The organism is Paraburkholderia sp. C35 (genome assembly GCF_003121405.1).
Taxonomy (GTDB): Bacteria; Pseudomonadota; Gammaproteobacteria; order Burkholderiales; family Burkholderiaceae; genus Paraburkholderia.
On sequence record NZ_QBUY01000030.1, the window covers coordinates 74,015 to 82,313 of the forward strand.

Genomic DNA, 8,299 nt, shown 5'->3' on the forward strand with positions numbered 1-8,299 from the left:
CGCGCATTCACTCACGGGAACATCAACACGAAGCGCGTGCTGTGCGCATCGCTCTCTGCGTGTACGGTGCCGCCATGCAGTTCCATGATCGTGCGCACGATTGCAAGCCCAAGCCCTGTCGATCCCGGTGATCCTTGAGGCGCAGCCGAAGAGGGCAGCGCACTGCGTGACGGATCGACGCGATAGAAGCGATCGAAAATCCGTTCGAGATGCTCGGGCGCGATCGGCTCCGCGCCTTCGTTCGAGACGATCACGCGCACGCCGCCATTCACGTCATGCGCATCCAGCACGATCTCCTTGCCGCGCGGCGTGTAGCGCAGCGCATTCGCCAGCAGGTTGCTGACGGCGCGGCGGAACAGTTCGAGATCGGCGGTAAGCATGGCGGCGCCTGTCACGCGAATGCGTACGTCGGCATCTTCCGCCACGCCTTCAAAATACTCGCCGATATGCGTTAGTTCCTGCACGGCATCGAACACGCGCATGTGCTTGACGAACTGTGGATGCTCCGCGCGCGCAAGGAACAGCACGTTCTCGATCATGCGCGACAGGCGCTCGCATTCCTCGAGGTTCGAGGCGAGCAGCGCTTCATACTCTTCATTGGAACGCGGGCGCGCGAGCGCCACTTCCGTCGCGCCGCGCATGTTGCCGAGCGGCGTGCGCATGTCGTGGGCGAGATCGGCGGTGAAGCGCGACATCTGTTTGAAGCCGTGATCCATGCGTTCTAGCATCGCGTTGAGCGTCGTAACCAGCGCGGCGAGTTCGCTCGGCACGCGTTTGACGGCGATGCGTGTATTCAGCCGGTTCACGGTGACGCTCGCCGCGCTCGCCGCGATGTCGTGCACGGGCCGCATTGCTGCGCGGATTAGCACATAGCTGAGCACGGTGGCGAGCAACACGCCAAGGATGCCGTACAGCTTGAGCTGGTCGCGATAGTGATCGAGCAGTTCGTAGCGGTCGCTCAGATTGCGCGCGATCAGGATGCTGACCATCTCGCCGTCGCGCAGCTTCACATCGGTCGCGATGCCGCGTATCGGCGCGCCGGTTTCATTCTTCCATTCGACGATGTCCGACTCCGTGATGCGTTGCGCGTCCGGCACATGACGGATCGCGCGGCCCGTCGCAAGGATCGACGCATCGCTGGCAGGCGCGGCTATGCCGAGCGTACTGGTCAGATTGTGCTCGATGGCGAGTTGCCCGTCGGGATCGAACACTTCCATCGACATGCCCGGATTGCCGAGCACGATGCTGGTGATGCGGTCGCCATGCTCACGGATGCCTTCCGCGGCGTCGATTTCCTGCGCGAGGCGTCGCGCATGACGGGCTGCGAGCACGATGCTCATATCGTCCTGCGAGCGGATCTCACGTTCGAGCGCGTCATACAGAAAATTGCCGACCAGCACGAACACGGCGAGCGTCGTCGCGCCGAATGCGAGCGCGAGCGTGGTGGTGATCGAACGGCCACGCATCAAGCCGCGTCCTTGATTTCGAGCACGTAGCCGACACCGCGCACGGTGTGGATCAGCTTGACGGGGAAGTTGTCGTCGACCTTGCTGCGCAGCCGGCGTATCGCGACTTCGACCACATTCGTGTCGCTATCGAAGTTCATGTCCCACACGTATGAGGCGATCTGCGTGCGGCTCAGCACTTCGCCATGGCGACGCGCGAGCAGTTGCAGCAGCGAGAATTCGCGCGGTGTGAGATCGATGCGCGTGCCGCCGCGTTTTACTTTGCGGCGATTGACGTCCATCTCCAGATCGCCGATGCGGATCAGCTCGCTTTCGCGCGGCGGCCCGCGGCGGGCGAGCGTGCGAACACGGGCCAGCAGTTCGACGAAGGCGAAGGGTTTGACGAGGTAATCGTCGGCGCCGAGTTCCAGGCCGCGCACGCGGTCATCGACATCGTCGCGGGCGGTGAGAAACAGAACGGGTGTGGCGCGCGTCGCGCGCAGTGTCTTGATGACGGTCCAGCCGTCCATCCACGGCAGCATCACGTCGAGGATGATCACATCGTAGTCTTCCTCTTGCGCGAGGATCAGACCGTGAGAGCCGTCATTGGCGACTTCGACGGAATAGCCGGATTCCTCGAGGCCCTTCTTTAGATAAGCCGCCGTTTTGGCTTCGTCCTCGATGACCAGGATACGCATTGCGGTTGCTCCGCTCGATGTGCGGTGGATGATTTTTTAATCATACTCATCTGGATGGAATGGCTGATTACATTTCGGTAATGTTCCCGAATCTGCGCGAGAACAAAACACGACGCGGTAATCAGATCATCCTGCTCCACAACGACTATGATTGATCAGTCGATATATGGTCAGCAGCCCAACGCAAGCTGCGTCCAGACGAAATTCGTCGATTAACAAACCGCGAGTGTCACGACGAACACGCCAGTGCAAAACGAGGAGCGGCTATGGATGCAGTCCGAACATTACTCGAATCGCAACCATTGCTCACACTGTTTCTCACGGTAGCGCTTGGCTATGTCATCGGCGAATGCAGCATCAAGGGCGTTGCACTCGGCTCGGGCGCGGTGTTATTCGTCGGACTGGCAATCGGCGGCTTCGCGCCAAAGTCCGCACCGCCTGCATTGCTTGGCACATTGGGCCTGCTGCTCTTTCTCTATGGCATCGGTGTGCAATACGGCGCGCAATTCTTTGCAGGACTGTCCAGCGCCGAAGGCCTCAAGGCGAATGCAGCCGCTTTGCTTGGTGTGATCGGCGCAGGCTTCGTGTCGCTTGCACTCGGCCCATTGTTCGGCGTGAAACTCGATCAGGCGTTAGGCCTCTATGCAGGCGCAGGCACCAGCACGGCCAGCCTTCAGGCAGTGCTCGCCGTGCTGAAAGGCGAAGGCGCTGCCGTTGGTTATAGCGTCGCATATCCGTTCGGTGTCGCCGGGCCGATCCTGTTTCTGTATCTGCTCAGCGTTGCGCTTGCACGCAAGATCGAAGCGCCACCTGCACACATCATGGAGACAGCGGAAATCGCGCTACGCAATCAGGCGTTCGTCGGACTCACGTTTCCAGAGCTAAAAGCGCGTCTGCCTGCAGGTCTCGCGATCGCTGCCGTACGTCGCGCACATCACAACCAGTTGCCCGCCGATGACTTCGTTATGCAAACCGACGACGTGCTGCTCGCCACCTCGATGGACGGCGACGAGTTGCGCAAGGCCACCGAACTGCTCGGCGAGTTGCATCCCGGCCGCATGATGCGCTTTCGCGAAGACCTCGACTATCTGCGCGTGTTCGCGTCGAGCCGCGCGGTGGTCGGCCACGCGCTGCGCGATATCCGCTTTCCCGCAGGCATGGTGTGCTCGATCGCCCATGTGCGGCGAGGCGATGCCGACATGTTGCCAAGCCCCGACCTGATACTCGAATCCGGCGACCGTGTCGGCCTGCTGATCGGGCCAGGACAACGCGAAGCCGTGCGCAAGCTGTTCGGCGATTCGATCAAGGGAACGGCGGAACTGAGCTATATTTCGATCGGTGTCGGTGCGGCGATCGGCTTGCTGGTCGGGCTGATTCCGTTGCCGATTCCCGGTGTCGGCAAGCTGTCGCTCGGGCTGGCTGCGCTGTTGCTGGTCGCGCTGTATCTCGGCAAGATCCGGCGCGTGGGCGGACTGGTGTGGACCATGCCACTCTCGGCCAATCTCGTGTTGCGCAACTTCGGGCTGACCGTTTTTCTCGCGCAGGTCGGGCTCTCTTCGGGACCGAAGTTCTTCGCCACGATCGGACTGACGGGCATCTCGTTCCTGCTATACGGCGCGGCCATTCTGGTTGCGCTTGTGTGCATCACGGCAGCATGCTGTCTGTGGCTATTCCGGTTGCCGTTCGATGCCACCGTCGGCGTGATCAGCGGCGCAACGGGCAACCCGGCGATTCTCGCGTTCGCCAATCGCATCGCGCCGACCGAGCGCCCCGATATCGGCTACGCGATGATCTTTCCATCGATGACCATCGTGAAGATTCTGTTCGTGGAGATTGCGGCCGTCGTCGTGGGCAGTTAAAAAATGAATGCCAAAAAGTACTATTGATCTGACGAATACAATGCGCGATGAATGAGCATTACACGCGTGTGTTGCGCAAGTGTGTGTGGTGCGGTCGATACAGCGTGACGCTTCCTGCTGCTTTGTTTACTGGCGAACGTGGGCGCTCTCGTATCATCAAGTTCGCCGCGAAACTGCCGTAAAAAGTGCAGGAACGCGACCGACGCTACTCATTCACGCAGCCGAACCATGATTCGCCCGCAGGACTTCGCCTCGTTTCGACCCGTACCTGCTATGAAAGCCGCGCTGTCACGCTCGCAGTTCGATGCTTTCTCGCGGCAATTGCCGCTGCTGTACGTGATTCTGGTGGTCAACAGCCTGGCTGTGGCCGCCACGCACGTTGCCGTCGCGCCCGCCTGGCTCGCGATCTGGGTGCCGCTCGCGATGTGCACGGCGTGCGCGATCCGGCTCGTCGTGTGGGTCAGGCGCCGAAAGCATCTCGCCTCGCTGACGGACGAGCAGGTGGCATCGCGTCTGAAGACCACGGTATGGCTGATCCTGCTGCTGGGCGTGATCTTCACCGGCTGGGGTCTGCTGCTGTTCCCGTATGGCGATCCGTATGCACGTGTGCACGTCGCCTTCTATATGTCGATCACGGTGATCGGCTGCATCTTCTGTCTGATGCACATGCGCAAGGCTGCGCTGCTGCTCACAGTCATTGTCATCGCGCCGTTTTCGCTGTTCTTCACGTTGACGCACAACGCGGTGCTCGTTGCGATTGCGATCAACATGTTGCTCGTCGCCGTGGCGATGATCTTCATTCTGCTCACGTACTACCGCGACTTTGCGGATCTCGTTCAGTCGCAGCATGCATTGCAGACCAAGCAAACGGAGATGCAACGTCTGAGCGACGAGAACTTCCGCCTCGCCAATCTCGACATTCTGACGGGACTGCCGAACCGCCGCCGCTTTCTCGCCGATCTCGACGCGCTCTTCGCAACGGCAGCGGCGGGCGGTTCGCAATTTGCCGTCGGCGTGATCGATCTCGACGGGTTCAAGCAGGTCAACGATCTCTACGGTCACGGCGCAGGCGACCGTGTGCTCGAAGAAGTCGGCCGGCGCTTGCTCGACGTGTCGGGACCGCATGTGCATCTCGCGCGGCTTGGCGGCGACGAATTCGGCCTGCTGGTGACGGACGTGCGCGAGCCGCAAGCATTACGCGACATCGGCGCGGCCATCTGCGAAACGCTGCGCGCGCCGTATGCATGGCCGGGTGCGACTGCGCGGTTGTCGGGATCGCTGGGCTTCGCGATCTACCCCGATGCGGGCCGCTCGCCCGCGCAACTGTTCGAGCGTGCGGATTACGCGCTGTACTTCGCGAAAGAACACCGGCGCGGCTGCACGACGATCTTTTCCGCCGAGCACGAAAAGCAGATCCGCGAACTGGGGCAGATCGAACAGGCTTTGCGGCATGCGGACCTGGAAAACGAAATGACGCTGCATTTCCAGCCTATTGTCGACACGATGAACGGAAGCATCGTCTCGTACGAGGCGCTTGCGCGCTGGACCAGCCCCACGCTCGGCGACGTGCCGCCGTCGCTCTTCATCAAGGTGGCCGAGCGCAGCGATTTCATTCATACGGTGTCGGCGGCGCTGCTGCGTAAGGTGCTCGCGGCGATGCACGAGAGTGATCCCGCCGTGCGCGTTGCCTTCAATCTGTCGGCGCGCGACATTGGCTCGGCGGAAGCGGCGGCGAACATCGCCGCCATCGTGCGCGAGAGCGGCATCGCGCCGGATCGCCTGACTTTCGAAGTGACGGAGACCGCCGTCATTCAGGATTTCGAGCGTGCGTCTGTTTCGCTCGATGCATTCAAACGGCTCGGCATGCATATCTCGCTCGACGATTTCGGCACGGGCTATTCGAGCCTCACGTGTATCCACCGGCTGCCGCTGGACAAGATCAAGATCGACCGCAGCTTTCTCGAACGCATCGACACCGATACGGCGGCGCAGGACATCGTGCGCAGCATCGTGGAGCTATGCCGGTCGCTGAAACTGACGTGCGTGGCCGAAGGCGTGCAGACGGAAGCGCAGATGACCGTGCTGCGCACTCTGGGCTGCACGGTGATGCAAGGCTTCCTGTTCGGCGTGCCGCTGCCCTTCGAGGAACAGTCGCTCGCCGCCTGACGCCGCCGCGCTCATGGCTCCACTGATACCGCGCGTTTCAGGCAGCGCAATGCAAATAGCGAGCGGCTGTCCTGGAAGCCTGGCAAGCGATACAGCTTGCGCCGCAGGAACGACTCATAGCCCTCCGTGCCCGCCACGGCGACCTTGATCAGATAGTCGTATTCGCCCGAAACGAGAAACGCCTCGACCACTTCGGGCAGATCGGCGAGCGCTTCGCCGAAGCGGTCGAGCGTGCGTTCATCGTGTTTGGCGAGCTTCACTTCGATGATCACGGTATCGGGCAGACCCAGCGCTTTCTGGTTGAGCAGCGCCGCATACCCTTCGATCACCCCTGCCTCTTCGAGTGCGCGCACGCGGTTCCAGCAAGGCGTTGCCGACAGGCCGACGCGCTCGGCGAGCTTCGCGTTGGAAAGGCGTCCGTCGCTGCGCAGTTCGCGCAGGATGCGCTGGTCGGTGGCGTCCAGTTTCATGGTGTCTCCCTCTGAAGACGATTCGTCTTCTGTCATGGCATTTCGATGGTCGATTATTCTGCCATGACGGCATTCTGACCAGTTAAACAGCACGATTTTCCGAATCTGGCCGCATACACTTTTGCCACCGGCCCACGCTGCCTTGCGCGGGTGCCGGGAACATTGCCGTCTTCGTGCGCGACCCGCGCGACGAGCGGCCAGCCGGCGCGAAGCGATGGCTTTGCGCGGACTCAACTGCCTGCCCACAAGGAAGGAACAAGATGGACCGATTGACGACGAACTTCGCTGGAACGCTTTTTGGGCTTCACGGCGAGCCGGCACACGAACGCATTGTCGTAGCCAGCGATGCCGAATCCGGCCTGCAAGCTGTGATCGCGGTGTACAACACGGCGCGCGGCCCCGCGTTTGGCGGCTGTCGTTACTGGCAATACGCGTCGGACTACGAGGCGTATCACGATGCGTTGCGCTTGTCGCAGGGCATGGCGTTCAAGAACGCGCTGGCTGGTTTGCCGTTTGGTGGCGGCAAGGCAGTGATCCTGAAGCGTCCCGAGCAGATGGATCGCACGGCGATGTTCAAGGCGTTCGGGCGTCTGGTGCAATCGATGGGCGGTGTGTATCTGACGGCTGAAGACGTCGGCACGACGGCGGACGACATGCGTGCCGTGCAGAGCGAAACGCCGTACGTGAGCGGCATTCCGCGCGACAACGATGTGTATGGCGGCAATCCGTCACCGCGCACGGCGTATGGGGTGTTCGTCGGATTGAAGGCGGCGGTGCAGGTGGCGATGGGGCGTGACACGCTGGATGGCGTATCGGTTGCCGTGCAGGGCCTGGGATCGGTGGGTTGGGATTTGTGCGAGCGTTTGCATCGCGCGGGTGCTGAGCTGATCGTGGCGGATATCGATGCAGTCCGGGCCGAGAAGGCGCGGCAGATGTTTGGTGCGCAGATCGCCGATACGGGACGGATTGCATCCGTGAATGCCGATGTGTTTGCGCCTTGTGCGTTGGGCGGTTCGATTACCGAGGCTGTGGCTGCTGAGTGTCAGTTCAAGGTGATTGCTGGTGGGGCGAACAATCAGCTGATGTCGTTGGCTGAGGGTGATGTGCTGCATCGGCGTGGGATTTTTTATGCGCCGGATTTTCTCGTCAATGCAGGTGGGATTATTAGTTGTGTGCGGGAGTATCTTGGTTCTGCTGATAAGCAGTCCGTGCTCGATGAGGTTGGGTTGATCGCGCCGCGGGTTTTTGAACTTGCTGAAAGGGTTAAGGTTAGTGGTGTTGCGCCGGCTAGGGCGGCTGTTGCCTGGGCTCGGGAGATGATGGTTCTTCGGTAACGGTTTTGGTTTTGGTTTTGCTGGCATCCGCGATTTCTTACTGGTGCTTCATGCGTCGCCCCTGTGCGGGGCAGCACCTACTTTTCTTTGCCGCGGCAAAGAAAAGTAGGCAAAAGAAAGCCGCTGAACACCACCCACTACGGTCCTTGCCTGCGGGCCCCCAGCCGGTCCTATCCTTCACACGGTATCGCTTCTCTTGATGCCCGCTGCCAGCGCTCTTTAAGAGCGCATCACCCGCTTCAAGCACCCGCGTCTCAGCGAGCCTTACCAGTTCGGCCCAGGCCGCCCAGGTGGCAAACGGTGTGTCGGCTGTCGCGCCTTATGCGC

6 protein-coding genes are annotated in these 8,299 nt (G+C 61.3%); 3 read left to right on the forward strand and 3 right to left on the reverse strand.

The genetic code is table 11. The annotated features are described in order from the left end of the window. Window positions 1-11 precede the first annotated feature (11 nt). Window positions 12-1,466, reverse strand: a complete 1,455-nt coding sequence (locus DK391_RS19705; protein ID WP_109479649.1) for a heavy metal sensor histidine kinase — start codon at window positions 1,464-1,466, stop codon at window positions 12-14. Then, window positions 1,466-2,143, reverse strand: a complete 678-nt coding sequence (locus DK391_RS19710; protein ID WP_109479650.1) for a heavy metal response regulator transcription factor — start codon at window positions 2,141-2,143, stop codon at window positions 1,466-1,468. The genes DK391_RS19705 and DK391_RS19710 overlap by 1 nt, the downstream gene beginning before the upstream one ends. A 266-nt stretch (window positions 2,144-2,409) precedes the next feature. Here DK391_RS19710 and DK391_RS19715 point away from each other — a divergent pair, with 266 nt between their 5' ends. Both DK391_RS19715 and DK391_RS19720 read left to right on the forward strand, forming a co-directional pair. After that, window positions 2,410-4,002: a TrkA C-terminal domain-containing protein gene (locus DK391_RS19715; RefSeq protein ID WP_109479651.1), complete on the forward strand. Its 1,593-nt coding sequence runs from the start codon at window positions 2,410-2,412 to the stop codon at window positions 4,000-4,002. A gap of 228 nt (window positions 4,003-4,230) precedes the next feature. Further along, entirely contained in the window at window positions 4,231-6,168 is a 1,938-nt protein-coding gene (locus DK391_RS19720; protein ID WP_109479652.1) for an EAL domain-containing protein, read from the forward strand. Window positions 6,169-6,179: 11 nt separating this feature from the next. Here DK391_RS19720 and DK391_RS19725 read toward each other — a convergent pair whose 3' ends face one another. Continuing rightward, complete coding sequence (locus DK391_RS19725; RefSeq protein WP_109479653.1) at window positions 6,180-6,638, reverse strand: Lrp/AsnC family transcriptional regulator; 459 nt, start codon at window positions 6,636-6,638, stop codon at window positions 6,180-6,182. 260 nt (window positions 6,639-6,898) lie between these two features. Between DK391_RS19725 and DK391_RS19730 the strand changes: the two genes are divergently transcribed. Then, window positions 6,899-7,972 (forward strand): Glu/Leu/Phe/Val dehydrogenase dimerization domain-containing protein, encoded by a 1,074-nt coding sequence (locus DK391_RS19730; RefSeq protein ID WP_109479654.1) that lies wholly within the window; start codon window positions 6,899-6,901, stop codon window positions 7,970-7,972. The last annotated feature ends 327 nt before the right edge of the window (window positions 7,973-8,299 follow it).